Source organism: Gordonia sp. NPDC003376 (genome assembly GCF_053589235.1).
On record NZ_JBSFRM010000024.1, the window covers coordinates 33,134 to 49,256 of the forward strand.

Consider the following 16,123-nt stretch of genomic DNA (forward strand, 5'->3'; position numbering starts at 1 on the left):
AACATGGCTCGTTATACCGGCCCCGCAACAAAGAAGTCCCGTCGTCTGCGCGTCGATCTGATCGGCGGCGACCAGGCGTTCGAGCGTCGCCCCTACCCGCCCGGCCAGCACGGCCGCGCGCGGATCAAGGAGAGCGAGTACCTGCTCCAGCTGCAGGAGAAGCAGAAGGCACGTTTCACCTACGGCGTGCTCGAGAAGCAGTTCCGCCGCTACTACGAAGAGGCCAACCGCCGCTCCGGCAAGACCGGTGACGAGCTGCTGCGCATCCTCGAGACCCGTCTGGACAACGTCGTGTACCGCGCCGGTCTGGCCCGTACCCGTCGCCAGGCCCGTCAGCTGGTCAGCCACGGTCACTTCACCGTCAACGGTGTGAAGGTGGACGTCCCCAGCTACCGCGTCGGCCAGTACGACATCATCGATGTCCGTCCGAAGTCGCTGGCCACCACCCCGTTCCAGATCGCCAAGGAGCTCGTCGGCGATCGTCCGGTCCCGGGTTGGCTGCAGGTCGTCCCCTCGACCCTGCGCATCCTCGTGCACAACGTGCCCGAGCGCGCCCAGATCGAGGTCCCGCTCACCGAGCAGCTCATCGTCGAGTTCTACTCGAAGTAGTCCCACGAGGGCTCTGGCCCTCGGGTAACCCGAGAAGCCCACGCGCACGCGACGGGTGGATCGGGGGACTACACCGACAACCAGCAGCAACAGCTGCTCGGTCCACTTCTAGGCCGTCAAATAGCGGGCGGCCACAAGGAGAAACGCGAAAATGCTCATCTCACAGCGACCCACCCTGTCCGAGGAGATCCTCGCCGACAACCGGTCGAAGTTCGTCATCGAACCGCTCGAGCCCGGCTTCGGCTACACCCTCGGCAACTCGCTGCGTCGTACCCTGCTCAGCTCCATCCCGGGCGCTGCCATCACCAGCATCCGGATCGATGGGGTCCTGCACGAGTTCACCACCGTCCCGGGTGTGAAGGAAGACGTCACCGACATCATCCTGAACCTCAAGGGCCTCGTGGTGAGCTCCGAAGAGGACGAGCCGGTCACCATGTACGTGCGCAAGCAGGGTCCGGGCACCGTCACCGGCGCCGACATCGTGCCCCCGGCCGGTGTCACCGTGCACAACCCCGATCTGCACATCGCGACCCTCAACGACAAGGGCAAGCTCGAGATCGAGCTCGTCGTCGAGCGGGGCCGCGGCTACGTGCCGGCCGTGCAGAACAAGGCGTCGGGTGCCGAGATCGGCCGTATCCCGGTCGATTCGATCTACTCTCCGGTGCTCAAGGTGACCTACAAGGTCGAGGCCACCCGTGTCGAGCAGCGCACCGACTTCGATCGTCTGGTGCTCGACGTGGAGACCAAGAACTCGATCAGCGCGCGTGACGCGCTGGCGTCGGCGGGCAAGACCCTGGTGGAGCTCTTCGGACTCGCCCGGGAGCTCAACGTCGAGGCCGAGGGCATCGAGATCGGACCGTCGCCGGCCGAGGCCGATCACATCGCATCGTTCAGCCTGCCCATCGAGGATCTGGATCTGACCGTGCGGTCGTACAACTGCCTCAAGCGCGAGGGTGTCCACACCGTCGGCGAGCTGGTCGCACGGACCGAGTCGGATCTGCTCGACATCCGTAACTTCGGGCAGAAGTCGATCGATGAGGTCAAGGTCAAGCTGCACGCGCTCGGACTGTCCCTCAAGGACAGCCCGGCCAGCTTCGACCCGTCGCAGGTCGCCGGTTACGACCCGGCCACCGGTACGTGGTCGGACGATGCATCGTTCGACGGCGACACCGGCGAGGATTTCGCAGAGACCGAGCAGCTGTAAGGCGCTCGCCAATACCCTGACTTCCGGTCGTGAGATCGTGAGTCCCTTCTAGGAGAAGACAATGCCCAAGCCCACCAAGGGTGCCCGCCTCGGCGGGTCGGCCAGCCACCAGAAGGCGATCCTGGCGAACCTCGCCACCTCGCTCTTCGAGCACGGCCGTATCACCACCACCGAGGCCAAGGCCAAGCGCCTTCGCCCGTACGCCGAGAAGCTGATCACCCACGCCAAGGCCGGCAAGCTGGCCAACCGGCGTGAGGTGCTCAAGGTGATCCGCGACAAGGACGTCGTCCACTCGCTGTTCGAGGAGATCGGCCCCGGCTTCGCAGAGCGCAACGGCGGCTACACCCGCATCATCAAGACCCTGCCGCGCAAGGGCGACAACGCCCCGATGGCAGTGATCGAGCTGGTGACCGGGTCGACCGTGGCCACCGAGGCCAACCGCGCCAACCGGGTCGCCGCGTCGAAGCAGGTCGAGGAGGCCCCCGCCGCAGCCGAGACCGCAGAGGCCGAGACCGAGGCCGTCGAGGCCGAGGCTGTCGAGGCAGCTGCCGACGAGGCCCCCGCAGAGGTTGCCGACGAGAAGAAGTCGGACGACTGAGCGAGGACACACGCATGACCGAACCCGCCGTCACCACACCCGGTGACGGCGGGTTCGTTCGTCTGCGATTCGACATCGGGTACGACGGCACCGACTTCGCCGGGTGGGCCCGTCAGACCTCACAGCGCACCGTGTGCGAGACCCTCGAGGACCGGCTGTCGACGGTGCTGCGGGTCCCGGTCCGGCTGACCGTGGCGGGCCGCACCGATGCCGGCGTGCATGCCACCGGGCAGGTGTGCCATGCCGACGTGCCGGCCGCGGCGTTGCAGACCCGCTCGATCGGTGGGGACCCGTCCACGCTGGTCGGCCGACTCGCGAAGATGCTGCCCGACGACGTGCGCGTCAAGGCCGTCACCACCGTCACCACCGACTTCGACGCGCGGTTCTCGGCGTTGCGCCGTCACTATCGCTATCGGCTGACCGACACCCGCTGGGGTGCCGAGCCGACCGTCGCCCGGATCACCGCCGCCTGGCGACACCGGCTCGACGCCGACGCGATGAACGCGGCGGCCCAGACTCTGCTGGGGCTCAACGACTTCGCCGCGTTCTGCCGGCGACGCGAGGGTGCGACGACCATCCGCGACCTCCAGCGCTTCGCCTGGACCCGCGACGCCGACGGCGTGCTGGTCGGCGAGGTGAGTGCCGACGCGTTCTGCTGGTCGATGGTGCGCTCGCTGGTCGGTGCGGTCGCCTGCGTCGGCGACGGGCGCCGCGACGTCGACTGGTGTCACGCGCTGCTCACCGAGCGCACCCGCAACTCGAGGGTGCCGGTCGCCGAGGCACGTGGTCTGTGTCTGGTGGGCGTGGACTACCCGGCCGCAGGCGAGCTCGCAGCCCGAAACGAGATCACCCGGGACGTCCGTACCTCCACCGGCGGTTGCTGCGGCGGGTGACGGACGCCCCGGGTGACCGGGAGCGTCGGGGGGATCAGCCTCGGAGCTTGCGACCCTGTCCGTCCCGGACACTGCCGGTGAACATCATGATCGCGTCGACCAGCACCCAGATGCTGACCGCGAAGATGACCGCGACCCCCACGAACACCAGCAGCACGCCGAACACCGCGCCACCGTCGGAGTTGTTGGTGCTCGAGACGCCGATGAAGACGAAGCCGAGGATGAACAGGACCCAGGACAGGACGTTCAGACCGAGCTGGATCGAGGCGATCTTCATGTCGCCGATGTAGAAGCGCCCGGCGGCGAATCCACCGAGGAACAACTGCAGGAGACCGGCGGTGACCTTGGACTTGTCCGACAGCGGCTCACCGGTGGCCGGGTCGACGTCCGGGCCGTATCCGTAGCCCGGATACCCGGGGGTGCCGTAGCCGGCCGCGGGGTAGCCCGGCTGGGCGCCGTAGGCGGGCTGCGCCCCGTACCCCGGTTGCGCCCCGTACCCCGATTCCGCGCCGTAGGCGGGCTGTGCGCCGTAACCGGGCTGAGAGCCATACCCCGGCTGCGATCCGTACCCCGGCTGCGATCCGTACCCCGGCTGCGATCCGTATCCGGGTTGGGATCCTTGGCCCGGCTGGGATCCGTATCCGGGCTGGTTGCCATACGGATCGGGTGTGCCGTAAGGGTTCGGCTGGTAGCTCATGACGGCCATCTTCTCACGTACGGAAGTGAATCGGCGGCTCCGTCGGTTGTCCGGTCGACTCCGACGGCCGGGATCCGCATCGGATGAGCTCCGGAGGATCCTCGCCCGTGCAGCCGGACCCAAGCGGCGTGGCGGTCGTGGTCAGGCGGCGGCGAGGGTGCGCGCGTACTGTACGCGGTTGCTGATGTCGAACATCGCGCCGGCGTTGAGGGCCGGGATGTTGGTGACGTGGGTGATGCCGTGGCCGTGCACCGTCACCTGGATGTACCCGGTGGTCTTGGTCTCCTTCATCAGCAGGAACAGCAGACTCAGCGCGCAGATCAACACGAAGCCGACGAGGGCCAGGATGATGCCGGTCTGCGAGATCTCCTCGCTCGTCCGAGACATGTCCAGCACCGACCACTGTGTCCCGGCGATGGGGAAGGTCCCCGACGGCGTGATCACATGTGTCTGGGTGCAGGTGATGTCGCCGATGACCACCAGCGCCGGACCGGCCGCCCCCGGACCCATCCCGGGCGTGGGTGGCGGTCCGTAGGCAGGCATGCCGTAACCGGGTGTCGGATATCCCGGGGCCGGCGGCGGACCGGGAGGTGCGTGCTTCGTCAGGTCCGGCGGGAGCCGCTGGGGGTCGTGCTCGTGCGGGAACGGGCCACTCATCGGCTCATCGTCGCACGAATGCCGTATCAGGTGGCGGAACGTTCGTCCTCGATCGCGTCGAGCACGGCCTCCACGGTGTCGTCGTCGCCGACGAATTCCTCGGGCCGGGGACCGCCGGTCGACATGAGCTCACGCCAATGACGCGCGTCGAAGACCACCGGGTCGGTCTGCTCCAGGAAAGTGGTCACCACCTGCACGAACAGCTCGGGATCGTCATGGAAGGGGAAGTGACCGGCGCCGGGGAACGTCTGCAGCCGGGAGTGCGGGATGGCGGCATGCCCGATCAGGGCGTGTTCGTAGGGGATGACGGTGTCCTCGTCGCCCCAGATGAACAACACGGGGAGTCGTTCGGTCAGATAACACCGGTCGAGCATCGTCACCGATTGCCCCCGCCAGTCGACGACGGCGCGAAGGGTTCGCATGAACGCCGCCGATGCGTGGGGGTCGGCAAGATCACCGAGTACGCGGACGAGGTCCTCGTGGTCGTTGAGGGCCCGGCGCGGTGAGAGCGACCGGGGTACGCCGGGGACATGCGGCAGGGACACGAGGGCACCGGCGATCCCGCGCAGCGCAGGCATCACGCCGGGGATCCGGAGCAGGGTGAGGACCTCGTTGACCACCGGCAGGGTGGCCGCCCGCAACGCGGGGTTGACCTCGCGGGTCACGCCGCCGGCGGCGACGAGCACGAGGCGTTCGACGAACCGGGGGAACTGATAGCAGAACTGCATCGCGACACCGCCGCCGAGTGAATGACCGACGACGGTGACCTTGCTGATCCCGAGGACCACCAGCAGATCGCGCATGCCGTTGGCGAAGGCCGGGACGGAATAGTCGGCGCGCGGCTTGTCGGAGAGTCCGTGGCCGAGCAGATCCGGTGCGATCACGGTGTAGTGCTGGGCGAGCATCGGGATGATCTCGTTCCAGGTGGACGAGTTGTCGCCGATGCCGTGGATCAGGAGCAGCGCCGGTCCGCTGCCGGCGATGCGGTAGGCGCGTCGATATCCGTGGATGGTGTGATAGTCGACCCGGACCTCGGTGTCGGAGACCGGGCGCAGGTTGGGCGTCGAGGTCCCGCCGGTCGGGATCGAACGGGTCGGCGGCACGGGATGTCGGGGTCCGGTCATCATCGACTCCTTGCTCACGGCGCTGTGATGTGGCCATCGGGGGACAGGTCGCCGGGTGGACCGTCCGGCTTCCCTGTCGTGCGGTGGATCCGATCGGTGTTGGAATCCGACGGATCTTTACCCTTGAGTAAACCCCAGGTGGGCACATTTCGCCCGTCGTGTTGCCTGTGGGTGACGTCCGGGCGAACTGAACGACCCGGAGTGGGACAGCCGTCCAGAAGCCCTAGGCTGGACGGTGATGAATCCGTTCGACATCGACTCGTTCCTCGCGACCGGCGGCCTGATCGGCCTGTGTGTGCTGATCTTCGTCGAGACCGGTCTGCTGATCGGCTTCGTGTTCCCTGGTGATTCCGTGCTGTTCACAGCAGGAGTCCTTGCTGCACAGCCGAACCCGTTCACCGAGGTCTGGTGGCTGTGCATCCTTGTCCCGGCCGCCGCCGTGCTCGGCGACCAATGCGGGTACTTCATCGGCCGGCGTGTCGGCCGCAGTGTGGTGGAGGGCAGGATGATGCGGGCGGTCGGGCCGGAGTATGTCGAGCGCACCCATCGGTTCTTCGAGCGATATGGACCGCTGACGGTCTTCTTCGGACGGTTCATCGGCGTGGTCCGCACGCTCACCCCGCTGTTCGCCGGTTTCAGTGGCATGCCCTACCGGGTGTTCACGCTGTTCTCGGTGCTCGGCAGCGTCGTATGGGCGGCGGGCATCGTGATGCTCGGCTACTTCCTCGGCCAGGTGCCACTGATCCGTGACCACCTCGAGGTGTTCATCATCGCCTCGGTGTTCACCGTCGTCGTGCCGATGGGGATCGCGATGGGCCGCCGCTGGCTGCGGAGTCGGCGCGGAACACGCGGCGCCGATGCCGCCGCGGCCGCTGACGCCGCCGACGCGTCCGCAGGCCCGGGGCCGGAGTCGACCGCCGACAACGGTCGCACCGGCCGCGACTGACGCTCACCGGGACCGTCGTTCACCGTCCGTGCCCACGGTCGCGGGTGTGGCCGCCGGTCACTGGTTCACCAGCGGTTCCGGGTGCCGGTGACCGGTGGGTGCGAAGTCGTCGGCCATGATGGCGGCCAGCTCGACGAAGGCATGCCGGGTGCCCTTGCCGACCAGTTCGAGGTCGACGTCGGCGCCCTCGGACAGGTGATCGTCGAACGGGATGGTCTGGACCGCACGGCACCGGGTCAGGAAGTGCTGGGCGAGTTGGTCGACGTCGATGGTGGAGGCACCCGCGCGGGATGAACTGAGCACCACGACCGCCCGCGACACCAGGTGGGAATACCCGTGCGCCTCGAGCCAGTCGAGTGTGGCCGACGCGCTGCGGGCGCCGTCGAGCGCGGGGGAGGAGACCAGGATGATCGCGTTCGCGAGGTCGAGGACGCCGTTCATCGCACTGTGGGAGAGTCCGGTCCCGCAGTCGGTGACGATGATGTTGTAGAACCGCTGCAGAATGCCGATCACGCCGCGGTACTCCTCCTCGCTGAAGGCCTCGGCCATCGCCGGATCCCGTTCGGAGGCGAGAACTTCCAGCCGGCTCGGCGCCTGCGAGGTGTGGGCGCGGACGTCGCTGTAGCGGTAGACGTTGCCGTCGGCGAGCAGATCCCGCACCGTCGAGGCGGTCTGCTGCGGGATGCGCTGGGCCAGGGTGCCGAGGTCGGGGTTGGCGTCGACGGCGATCACGCGATCACCACGGAGCGAGGCGAAGGTGGAGCCGAGGCCGACGGTTGTCGTGGTCTTGCCGACGCCACCCTTCAACGACAGCACCGCGATCCGATAGTCCCCGCGGACCGGACGCCGAAGCCGTTCCAGCAGTTGCTGATAGCGCAACTCGGTGGACGAGTCGCCGGGGTTGATCGCGCCGGCCGACAAGGTGTGGACGGCGCGACGCCACCCGCGGGCCGGGGCGCGACGGGCCTTGCGGAGCAGGGCGACGTCGTCGAGCGCGGGGCCAGGATGCCCGAAACCGTTGGCCGGAAACGGCTGTGGTGCGGCCGACGGCGGTGCGCCGAAGTGCTGTGGCATCGGTGGCGTCTCGCCCATCGGGGGCGCTGCCGGCGGGAACGGGAACGTGGTCGGTGCCGGTGCCGGTGCCGGTGCCGGTGTCGCGGCCGTGTACGGGGCACCGGGCGGTGGTGGTTCCGGGAGCGGCGTTCCCACACCGGGTGGGAAGGTGGGGTACGCGCCCGGATTCGACGCAGTCTCCGTCCGGACAGGAACCGAACCGAGCTGTGGCACAACGGTATCCGTCATCAATGGGTTCGTCGTTGCGGCGGGGGACGGGATCGGCGCCGGCGGGAGATCGTGAGCGGGGTCGGGGGCCACGCCCGTCGCAGGGGTCGGGGCGGATGCTGCACCGGGTACCGGCGGCAGCGGTTCGGGTGCGGTCGGTGCGGCGAACTGCAGCCACGGCGGTGGCGCCGGGGCGGGGGCCCGAGGGTCGGCGACCGGCTCGGGGGGAACGTGTCCCCGATGGGTCGCGTCGGGAGCCGGATGTGGGTCGATTCGATCTGGATGCATGTGGTCCCCCCTGTGCAGGTGTCCGATGGTCCCCGTCTGGCGGTGCCGGGCGGACATGGGAGCGGAGTCTACCCACGAATGCCCGGTTCACGTGCGGCGATCGGTTGTGGATGGAATCCGGCCGGGTTGCCGGAATTGTGGCATCATCAGGACCCACTGAGATCGGAGTCACACGTCCCGGACGGGCGGATGGCAGAGATCCCGGTGTTGCCAGGGGAACCGCAACGGGGCGGGGTGCGTCTTATGGATCGACGCTCACAGGGGGAAGATCATGGTTCACGACCACATCGTCACCGACGGAATCGGTGGCCGCGCGCAGGATCAGGTCTGCGGACTGTCGGGCACGTCCGCCGCGCGGTCACGCTCGGGCCGGCTGTCGGTGATCACCACCGGGCAGGGGCTGCCGCTGGCGGTGCGCATCGACGACGCGGAACTCGCCAAGGGGCCGACGCTGCTCGCCGAAGAGATCCTGCGCCTGTGCCGGCAGTCGGCGATGGCGGCAGGCATCCGCCTGCGTTCCGAGCTGATCGGAGCGGGGATCGCGCGGGACACCGTCGACCTGATGGGACTGCCACGCCCGGACGATCTCGCGGCCGAAGAACTCCGCGACGACGACGAGGTGTCCGCACCCGAGTCGTGGCTCAGATCGCTGTGAGGCCCAGATGACCTGGCCGATGGACGAACTCGAGGCGCGGGCCGCAGCGCAACTGGGCCGCCTCCGTGAGTTCGGTGAGCAGCTGGCGCGTATCCGGGTCCGGGAGACCTCGGCCGATGACACGGTGACCATCGAGGTGGACGGCAACGGTGCGCTGCTCGGACTGTGGCTGGCCGACGGGATGGATCGGCTCGGCGGGACGCGCCTCGGCGAGACCGTCGTGACCACCGCAGCTCTCGCCGCGCAACGCGCGTTTGCCGCCCGGGCCGCGCTCACCGAGGACTTCACCGACTCGTTCACCGAACTCGTCGGGACGCGACCGGACGGATGAGCGCGCCGGAGGCCGGGGGCGTCGCCGGGACGAGTCCGTGACAGGCGCGGTCGGCGACAGGGGGTCTGTCGGGTGGGGGCCGGTCGGTGGGGGTCCCGGTCGGTGTGAGACGCAATGAGAACACGAGGACACACAGATCGAGGGGGCAATCGTGGGTGATGTGTCGGTGACACCGGAGGTCCTGCAGGGTTTCGCGGCCACCAATGCTGCGATCGGGACCGCCGTGACCACAGCCGGATCGGTGAACGCGGCGGCGAACACCCTGGCCATGGTTCCGGTGTTCGGGCTGATCGGCCAGGAATTCCTGGCGGCGTTCATCGCCGCCCAGGCCGCACATCTGGGCTCGGTCGGGAGCCTGGCCGCGGTGCACGCGGCGACCGCCGCCGAGGCCGTCCTCGGTCTCGCCGACCTCGAGTCGGTCGACGGCGACTCCGCCGCGACGCTGCGGGAGATGCTGTGACAGGGGTGGGGGCCGTACCCGACACGGGGGCGGTGTCGGACGTGGGTGTGGGGTCGCAACTGCCTGCGCTGAGCGAGATATCGGTGAACGACATGATCGCGGCGACCCCGCTCGGGCCGATCCTGGATCGCCCGGTGGCCGACGTCCTCGTCGGTCTCGGGCTGCCGGGTCTGCCCGAGATCCCTCCGCTGCCACCACTTCCCGGCCTGCCGCCGCTGCCGACCGTGGACCTGGGGTTGTTGGTCAAGCCGATCACCGATCTGCTCGGCGGGTTCGGCACCGGTGACCTCGCGACGGCCGATTTCGACCCGACGATGGTGTTCGACGGTCTGTCCACGGTGCTCGAGACCTCGATGACGATGGCGCAGAGCGCCCTCGAACTCGCCGACACTCTGTGGGTGGGACAGAGTTCGATCGCGGCGGCCGCCAAGACCGGCGAGGCGAGTGTCAACAGCGGCCAGTTGTCGGCGCAGGGCACCGGCATCTCCTTCGACATCCAGACCGCCGCGGGGATCGTCGCCGCCGGGCTCGCCGCGGTCCAGGCCATCCTCGCGGCCACCGTCGGCAAGATGCTGGCAGCCGTACCGCTCATCCCGAGCGGGGCGGGATTGCCGCTGGTGACCGGGTTCGCCGCCGAGGGGCTGTCGGAGGCGACCGCTGCGGTCGCGGTGACCCGCGCCCAACTCCTTGCCCCGACCACCCACATGACCGTCAACGGTGTGCCGGTTCCGGTGACCGCGGCCCCCACCGCGGCCACCGGGGCCGCCGCCCAGTCACCGTTCGCCGTCGCCGCCACCGTTCTCGATGCGATCGCCCCGATGGTGTCCACCGCCACCGAATTGCCGTCGATGCTGGTCACGCCGATGACGAAGATGCTCGCCGCCGACGAGACCACGCTCGTCCGGCCTGGGGACCGCGCACGCACCGACGATCCCGACGGGGCGGGAGGCGGCCCTCCCACCGGGGCGGGCACCGTGCCGGTCCGTGCGGCCGCGGGCGGCGGTGGCGGTTCTCTCGGGGTGGCAGCGGGCGTGACCGCGCCGCTCGGAGCGGCGCGAACGCCGGTGCCCGGCGGCGTCGGCGCCACCGAACCGGCGAGCTATACGCCCGGACCGTCCGCGCGTGGCGCATCGGTCGCCGCGACCCCCGTCCCGGCGTCGATGGCCCCGGTGGCCGCCGCCGGGGCGGCACGTGGACTCGGTGGTGAAGGGCACCACGAGGTGCCGGACTACCTGGTCACCGAGGACAACGGCCGCGACCTGGTCGGTGCGACTCCCGGGGTCGCGCCGCCGGTGCTCGGCGACGACGCCACTGACGCCCCGCCCGAACCCATGCCCGACATCAGGCTCCGACTCGGCCCCGACGGGCCGACGATCTGACCCGAACCCCCACGTCCGGAACCCGACCGTTCAGGAGACATCATGAGCAGCAACAGAATCGACATCGATCCCGACGCGCTGGCCGATGCCGCAGCCGAACTCGACACCATCGCCGACGCCCTCGAGGCCGGACTCGCACGATGGTCCCCGGCACTCGACGTTCCGCCGGCCGGCCGCGACGAGGTGTCGATCACGGTGGCACACACCGTGTCCGAGGTCGCGGACGGGTTCGGTACCGACGCCACCGGTGGGGTGCTGCGGCTACGGGCCCTCGCCGCGGCGCTGCGCGACCAGGCGCATGGCGTGAGCGCCGCCGACGCCGACGCCGCGAGTGGTCTACGCGTGACACCGGCCTGACCGGTCGCCGGCGAGCACACGGCAGCTCGAACGACGGACATGTGCGGCCACCGCGGCGGATCTCCGATACCAGCGACATCACCCGGCGAGTGACGAGAGGAATGGGCAATGACCGGATTCAGCGGCGTCATCTGGGACGCGCGCACCAGTGCGCGACTGGCCACCGATCTCGGTGCCGGTCCCGGACCCGTCCCACTTGCGGAGGCGGCGATCGCATGGTCGGTTGTGTCGGCCGAGATCGAAAGGGCGGCAATCAAGTACGGAAAGGTCTTGTCCGATCTCGGGGCCGGATGGGTGTCGGAGTCGGCGGAGTCCACACTCGGGCAGCTGTCCGCTCTGGGCGGTTGGCTGGCCGACATGTCCGCGCACGCCGCCACCGCGTCGGTCCTCGTCGAGCAGCAGGCCGCCGTCGTCACCGTCGCGCGGCTCGCGATGCCGAACGCCGCCGAGATCGCTCTCGTCGACGGTCTCGCCGACCTCGCCGCCACCGCCGCGTCGGTGGTGCCGATCGTCTCCGGCGCGGCCGCACACGCCGAACGGGCCGTCCACGATCAGCGGGTCCGCGCCGCCCGTGTGATGGAAGCCTACGAGGTGGCCGCCGAACCGGTCGCACGACCCTGGCGGGCACCACATCCGGTGCCCGGGGATGTGTTCACGGAAGCGTCCCCGGAGACCCGATCGTCCTCGGCTGGATCGTCCCCGCCGGCCACCTCGGCGGCCCGGCCCGCCTCGGGACTCGGGGCGGTGGCCGTACCTCCCGGGCCGACCATCCGCGGCGCCTACACCCCGACCGTCCCCGCATCCACGGTCACCGACCCGCCGCGTGTGTCGGTTCCGGTCGAATCCCGGCCACACCCTCCCGCCATCACGCCGCCGGTCGCCCCGATGACCCCGGCTGCGGCGATTGCATCGGCCCAGCGTGACGACATCCGCGCGCAGCCGATGGCGGTCGCGGCCACGGTCACACCCGAATCGTCGGACGGACCGGGTGTCGGCGGGCCGATCACGTGGGCGGAGGTCGCGGTCGCCGACGGACCGGTGGTCGAGGGCGCCCGCGGTCTCGATCCGCGCCATCTCCGCGAGACCTTCGTGTTGCCGGGAGACGAGGTGAACCGATGACGTCGACAAGAACCCGGGCGGGCGCCCTCGCCGACACCTCTCCCACGATCACCTTCGGTGCCGAACTCGGCGTCGCGACGTTTCGTCGGCTCGGCGAGCGCATCGGGACACCGACGTGGCCGATCGTCCTCGATCTGTGGCCCACCGTCGACGCTGCGGATCGCGCGGCCGCGGCCGACCGTGCGGCCGACCGCGAACTCGAGCAGTGCGGCGCTCTCGTCGCCGACGACCCAGACCACTGGGCGCAGACCGCCGTGCGGGTTCTCACCGATCCCGAGCGTGAACTCGCCGTCCGGGTCTACGGTGCCGACGGCACACGCCGCGTCTGCCTCGCGCGCCGCGGCCACGAACATGTGGTCGCGGTGCGGACCGGAGAGCGGATTGCCCTCGGATTCCCCGACATCACCGACGACGCCGGTCTCGGTGCGGTGATCAGAGCGCTGTGCGGGGATGCGACTCCGATGACCTTCGCCGACATCCGCGTGCCCTCCGACGAGCTCGTCGATCGACTGGCGCGCTGCCGCGATCGGTACGACACCGCTGCGGTGCTGCGGACGATCGGCGCGGGCGTGGACGATGCGACGCGGGTGGCGGCGGCCCTGACCGCACCGGCGGCGCGGACCGAGATCGTGGCGATCGCGCACGGCGCGGGTGTCGTCACCCAGAGTTGTGGGGCGCTCGCCGTCGTCGACGGTGAGCGGGGCCGAATCGTGCTCAGCCCCAGTAGATCTCTCGATGGTGGTCGCTGGACCACGCTCACACCGGGGATCGGCCATCGGCTGGCGCAGGGGGTACGCCTGCTGGTCGAGACGCTCCCGGACGGGCGGTGGTTCCCGTGACCGATCGGGGAAGGCCCGGGCACCGACCGGGTATCAGTGGCATCCGCACCGGATGTCACTCGGGGGCATCGCTGCGTCGGTGCCGGAACACAGGAGGAGCACCATGAATCTCGAAGGGGCTGCAGGGGCTGTCGACATCGACGTCTCATCCGGTCTCGCCACCGCACAGACGGTGTCGCAGATCGTCGACGACATGCAGGGGGTGATCCGGCAGATCGCGTCCACCGCGTCGACCGGGATGGCCACCTGGAGCGGGCGGGCATCGACCGCCTTCGACGCCACCCACACCGACTGGAATTCGTCGGCGAACGCACTCAACCAGGCGCTCGACGACATCCGGACCAAACTGACCACGGGCTTCACCGGCTACGAGGATCACGACGCGATGGCCGCGGTAGACCTCGGTTCCGAAGGGCCGCTGCGGTTGTAGGGGCGCAGGGAACGCCGCGAGGCGTTCACGTCACGACCCCGCGACCACATCCACCGGCACGTCGTCGCCGGTGGTCGCCATGACCAACACACCACCGACCGGAAGGACGGACATGTCCGGGAGAATCCAGTACGACTTCGCCGCACTCGGCGATCTGCAGGGCGGACTCAACAATCAATTCCAGCGGCTCGAAGACCTTGCCGCGCAACTCAAACGACAGGTCGCCGCGCTCGACGGCAACTGGCGGTCGCCGGCCGCCAAGTCGGCCTACGAGCAGGCCCAACAGCATTGGGATCAGGTGTTCGCCCAGTCCCGCGAACAGCTCGTCGGACTCGGCCGCGGAGTCGGCAACGCCCGCAACGTCATGCACGAGACCGACTCGATGATCGCGCGACGGTTCTCCGGCGCGTGAGTTCGGTTCCGGCTGCGAGATCCGGGTGACCCGGGCCCCGGTTCGGTGGGTCGCCGACCCGCCGAACCGGGGCCCGTGGAACCGACACGCGCTGCGTGCCGGTTCCGCCTCCTGCGCTGTACCGAAGGACTAACGTCGCCACCACACAACTCGTGCGGGCCGTCCTCAGGGATGGAGCCGATGTCGGAGGAGGAGCTGGGACCGTGGCCAATGCGCTGACCCGGACAAAGTCCATCGAGCAGTCGATGGCGGACACCGACGAACCGGGACACCGACTTCGGAAGAACCTGACCTCGTGGGATCTCATGGTCTTCGGTGTCTCGGTGGTCATCGGAGCCGGTATCTTCACCGTCACCGCGACCACCGCGGGCAACAAGGCCGGTCCGGCCATCTCCCTCGCGTTCGTGATGGCCGCCATCGCCTGCGCGCTCGCCGCCCTCTGCTACGCCGAGTTCGCATCCACTGTCCCGGTCGCCGGGTCGGCATACACCTTCGGTTACGCCACCTTCGGTGAGTTCCTGGCCTGGATTCTCGGTTGGGATCTCATCCTCGAGTTCGCGGTCGGCGCCGCGGTCGTGGCCAAGGGGTGGTCGTCCTATCTGGGCAGCGTCTTCGGCTTCGGCGGCGGGACAGTCGAGGTCGGTTCCCGGACGATCGACTGGGGGGCGATCGTCATCATCGCCGTGGTCGCGGTTCTGCTCGCCCTGGGAACCAAACTGTCGTCGCGGTTCAGTGCGGTGATCACCGCGATCAAGGTGGGCGTGGTGCTGTTGGTGATCGTGGTGGGCTTCTTCTACGTGAAGTCGAGCAACTACAGCCCGTTCATCCCGCCGGCGGAGAAGGGCGCCGGGATCGAGAAGTCCGTCGACTCCTCGCTGTTCTCCCTGATCACCGGTGGTGGTGACAGCTCCTACGGCTGGTACGGCGTACTCGCGGCCGCCTCGATCGTGTTCTTCGCCTTCATCGGTTTCGACGTGGTCGCCACCACCGCGGAGGAGACCCGGAACCCGCGCAAGGACGTACCACGCGGCATCCTGGGCTCGCTGGCCATCGTCACAGTGCTCTACGTGCTGGTGACCATCGTCGTGACCGGCATGGTCAGCTACACCCAGCTCGCCACCAGCGCCGGTGACGGGAAACCGAAGAACCTCGCCACCGCATTCGCCCTCAACGGGGTGACCTGGGCGGAGAAGATCATCGCGATCGGTGCGCTGGCAGGACTCACCACCGTGGTCATGGTGCTCGTGCTCGGCCAGTCCCGGGTGTTGTTCGCCATGTGCCGCGACGGTCTCCTGCCGCGGGGCCTGGCCGCGACGAGCCCCCGCTTCGGTACCCCGATCCGGCTGACCGCGCTGATCGGTGTGGTCGTCGCAGTGGTCGCCGGATTCTTCCCGATCGACCGCCTCGAGGAGATGGTCAACGTGGGCACCCTCTTCGCGTTCATTGTGGTGGCCGGCGGCGTGATGATCCTTCGCCGCCGTCGCCCCGACCTGCAACGCGGGTTCACCGTCCCGGGCGGGCCGATCATCCCGGTGCTCGCGATCGCGGCATGCCTGTGGCTGATGCTGAACCTCACCGCACTGACCTGGCTGCGTTTCGTGATCTGGATGATCATCGGCGTCGCGGTCTACTTCCTCTACGGGATGCGGCACTCGATGGTCGGGCGCCGCGAGCGTGGCGAGATCCCGGACCCGGTCGGTGCGGTCGGCGGTGCGTCCGGAGACCACTGACGTCGTGAACTGAAGGTCGGATAGCCTGGTCTGCGGATCCATGGCGTCGCCACGCCCCCACGCGCCCACCTGCGCGACGGTGCACGACTCCACTGCAGTTCTCTCGACCAGAGT

General features: G+C 69.2%; 19 protein-coding genes. 15 read left to right on the forward strand and 4 right to left on the reverse strand.

Annotated features, from left to right (window positions below; genetic code table 11):
• Positions 1 to 3 precede the first annotated feature (3 nt).
• The 4 genes from rpsD (at position 4) to truA (ending at position 3,304) form a co-directional block, all read left to right on the forward strand.
• Positions 4 to 609, forward strand: coding sequence for a 30S ribosomal protein S4 (gene rpsD, locus ACWDUA_RS20285; protein WP_449752807.1), 606 nt, complete (start codon positions 4 to 6; stop codon positions 607 to 609).
• 151 nt (positions 610 to 760) lie between these two features.
• A complete protein-coding gene (locus ACWDUA_RS20290) occupies positions 761 to 1,813 on the forward strand; it encodes a DNA-directed RNA polymerase subunit alpha (protein WP_449752808.1) in 1,053 nt (350 codons plus the stop codon).
• Positions 1,814 to 1,874: 61 nt separating this feature from the next.
• Positions 1,875 to 2,411, forward strand: coding sequence for a 50S ribosomal protein L17 (gene rplQ / locus ACWDUA_RS20295; protein WP_449752809.1), 537 nt, complete (start codon positions 1,875 to 1,877; stop codon positions 2,409 to 2,411).
• 14 nt (positions 2,412 to 2,425) lie between these two features.
• Positions 2,426 to 3,304, forward strand: a complete 879-nt coding sequence (truA, locus tag ACWDUA_RS20300; RefSeq protein WP_449752810.1) for a tRNA pseudouridine(38-40) synthase TruA — start codon at positions 2,426 to 2,428, stop codon at positions 3,302 to 3,304.
• A gap of 34 nt (positions 3,305 to 3,338) precedes the next feature.
• On the opposite strand, the gene ACWDUA_RS20305 is transcribed toward truA, so the two are convergent.
• The 3 genes from ACWDUA_RS20305 to ACWDUA_RS20315 form a co-directional block, all read right to left on the reverse strand.
• Complete coding sequence (locus ACWDUA_RS20305) at positions 3,339 to 4,001, reverse strand: NINE protein (protein ID WP_449752811.1); 663 nt, start codon at positions 3,999 to 4,001, stop codon at positions 3,339 to 3,341.
• 141 nt (positions 4,002 to 4,142) lie between these two features.
• A complete protein-coding gene (locus tag ACWDUA_RS20310) occupies positions 4,143 to 4,658 on the reverse strand; it encodes a hypothetical protein (protein WP_449752812.1) in 516 nt (171 codons plus the stop codon).
• 26 nt (positions 4,659 to 4,684) lie between these two features.
• The gene (locus ACWDUA_RS20315) at positions 4,685 to 5,785 is read right to left on the reverse strand and encodes an alpha/beta fold hydrolase (RefSeq protein WP_449752813.1); all 1,101 of its coding nucleotides are present in this window, start codon (positions 5,783 to 5,785) and stop codon (positions 4,685 to 4,687) included.
• Positions 5,786 to 6,020: 235 nt separating this feature from the next.
• Here ACWDUA_RS20315 and ACWDUA_RS20320 point away from each other — a divergent pair, with 235 nt between their 5' ends.
• Entirely contained in the window at positions 6,021 to 6,728 is a 708-nt protein-coding gene (locus tag ACWDUA_RS20320) for a DedA family protein (RefSeq protein ID WP_449752814.1), read from the forward strand.
• Positions 6,729 to 6,785: 57 nt separating this feature from the next.
• Here ACWDUA_RS20320 and ACWDUA_RS20325 read toward each other — a convergent pair whose 3' ends face one another.
• Positions 6,786 to 8,183 (reverse strand): MinD/ParA family ATP-binding protein, encoded by a 1,398-nt coding sequence (locus ACWDUA_RS20325; protein WP_449752840.1) that lies wholly within the window; start codon positions 8,181 to 8,183, stop codon positions 6,786 to 6,788.
• A 385-nt stretch (positions 8,184 to 8,568) separates the two neighbouring features.
• Here ACWDUA_RS20325 and ACWDUA_RS20330 point away from each other — a divergent pair, with 385 nt between their 5' ends.
• From ACWDUA_RS20330 to ACWDUA_RS20375, 10 genes are all read left to right on the forward strand, one after another.
• Positions 8,569 to 8,952: a hypothetical protein gene (locus ACWDUA_RS20330; protein ID WP_449752815.1), complete on the forward strand. Its 384-nt coding sequence runs from the start codon at positions 8,569 to 8,571 to the stop codon at positions 8,950 to 8,952.
• Positions 8,953 to 8,959: 7 nt separating this feature from the next.
• Positions 8,960 to 9,283, forward strand: a complete 324-nt coding sequence (locus ACWDUA_RS20335; RefSeq protein WP_449752816.1) for a YbaB/EbfC family DNA-binding protein — start codon at positions 8,960 to 8,962, stop codon at positions 9,281 to 9,283.
• Between the two features lie 151 nt (positions 9,284 to 9,434).
• Positions 9,435 to 9,743 (forward strand): type VII secretion target, encoded by a 309-nt coding sequence (locus ACWDUA_RS20340; RefSeq protein WP_449752817.1) that lies wholly within the window; start codon positions 9,435 to 9,437, stop codon positions 9,741 to 9,743.
• 92 nt (positions 9,744 to 9,835) lie between these two features.
• Positions 9,836 to 11,122 carry a hypothetical protein gene (locus ACWDUA_RS20345; protein WP_449752841.1) on the forward strand — a complete coding sequence of 429 codons (1,287 nt, stop codon included), beginning with the start codon at positions 9,836 to 9,838 and terminating at the stop codon, positions 11,120 to 11,122.
• A 42-nt stretch (positions 11,123 to 11,164) separates the two neighbouring features.
• Complete coding sequence (locus ACWDUA_RS20350) at positions 11,165 to 11,479, forward strand: PE domain-containing protein (protein ID WP_449752818.1); 315 nt, start codon at positions 11,165 to 11,167, stop codon at positions 11,477 to 11,479.
• Between the two features lie 108 nt (positions 11,480 to 11,587).
• Positions 11,588 to 12,598, forward strand: a complete 1,011-nt coding sequence (locus tag ACWDUA_RS20355) for a PPE domain-containing protein (protein WP_449752819.1) — start codon at positions 11,588 to 11,590, stop codon at positions 12,596 to 12,598.
• On the forward strand, positions 12,595 to 13,437 hold the full coding sequence (locus ACWDUA_RS20360) for an ESX secretion-associated protein EspG (RefSeq protein WP_449752820.1): 843 nt from the start codon (positions 12,595 to 12,597) through the stop codon (positions 13,435 to 13,437). The genes ACWDUA_RS20355 and ACWDUA_RS20360 overlap by 4 nt, the downstream gene beginning before the upstream one ends.
• A gap of 103 nt (positions 13,438 to 13,540) precedes the next feature.
• A complete protein-coding gene (locus ACWDUA_RS20365) occupies positions 13,541 to 13,867 on the forward strand; it encodes a WXG100 family type VII secretion target (protein ID WP_449752821.1) in 327 nt (108 codons plus the stop codon).
• Positions 13,868 to 13,979: 112 nt separating this feature from the next.
• Positions 13,980 to 14,279, forward strand: coding sequence for a WXG100 family type VII secretion target (locus ACWDUA_RS20370; protein WP_020793342.1), 300 nt, complete (start codon positions 13,980 to 13,982; stop codon positions 14,277 to 14,279).
• 203 nt (positions 14,280 to 14,482) lie between these two features.
• Positions 14,483 to 16,009 (forward strand): amino acid permease, encoded by a 1,527-nt coding sequence (locus ACWDUA_RS20375; RefSeq protein ID WP_449752822.1) that lies wholly within the window; start codon positions 14,483 to 14,485, stop codon positions 16,007 to 16,009.
• Positions 16,010 to 16,123 lie beyond the last annotated feature (114 nt).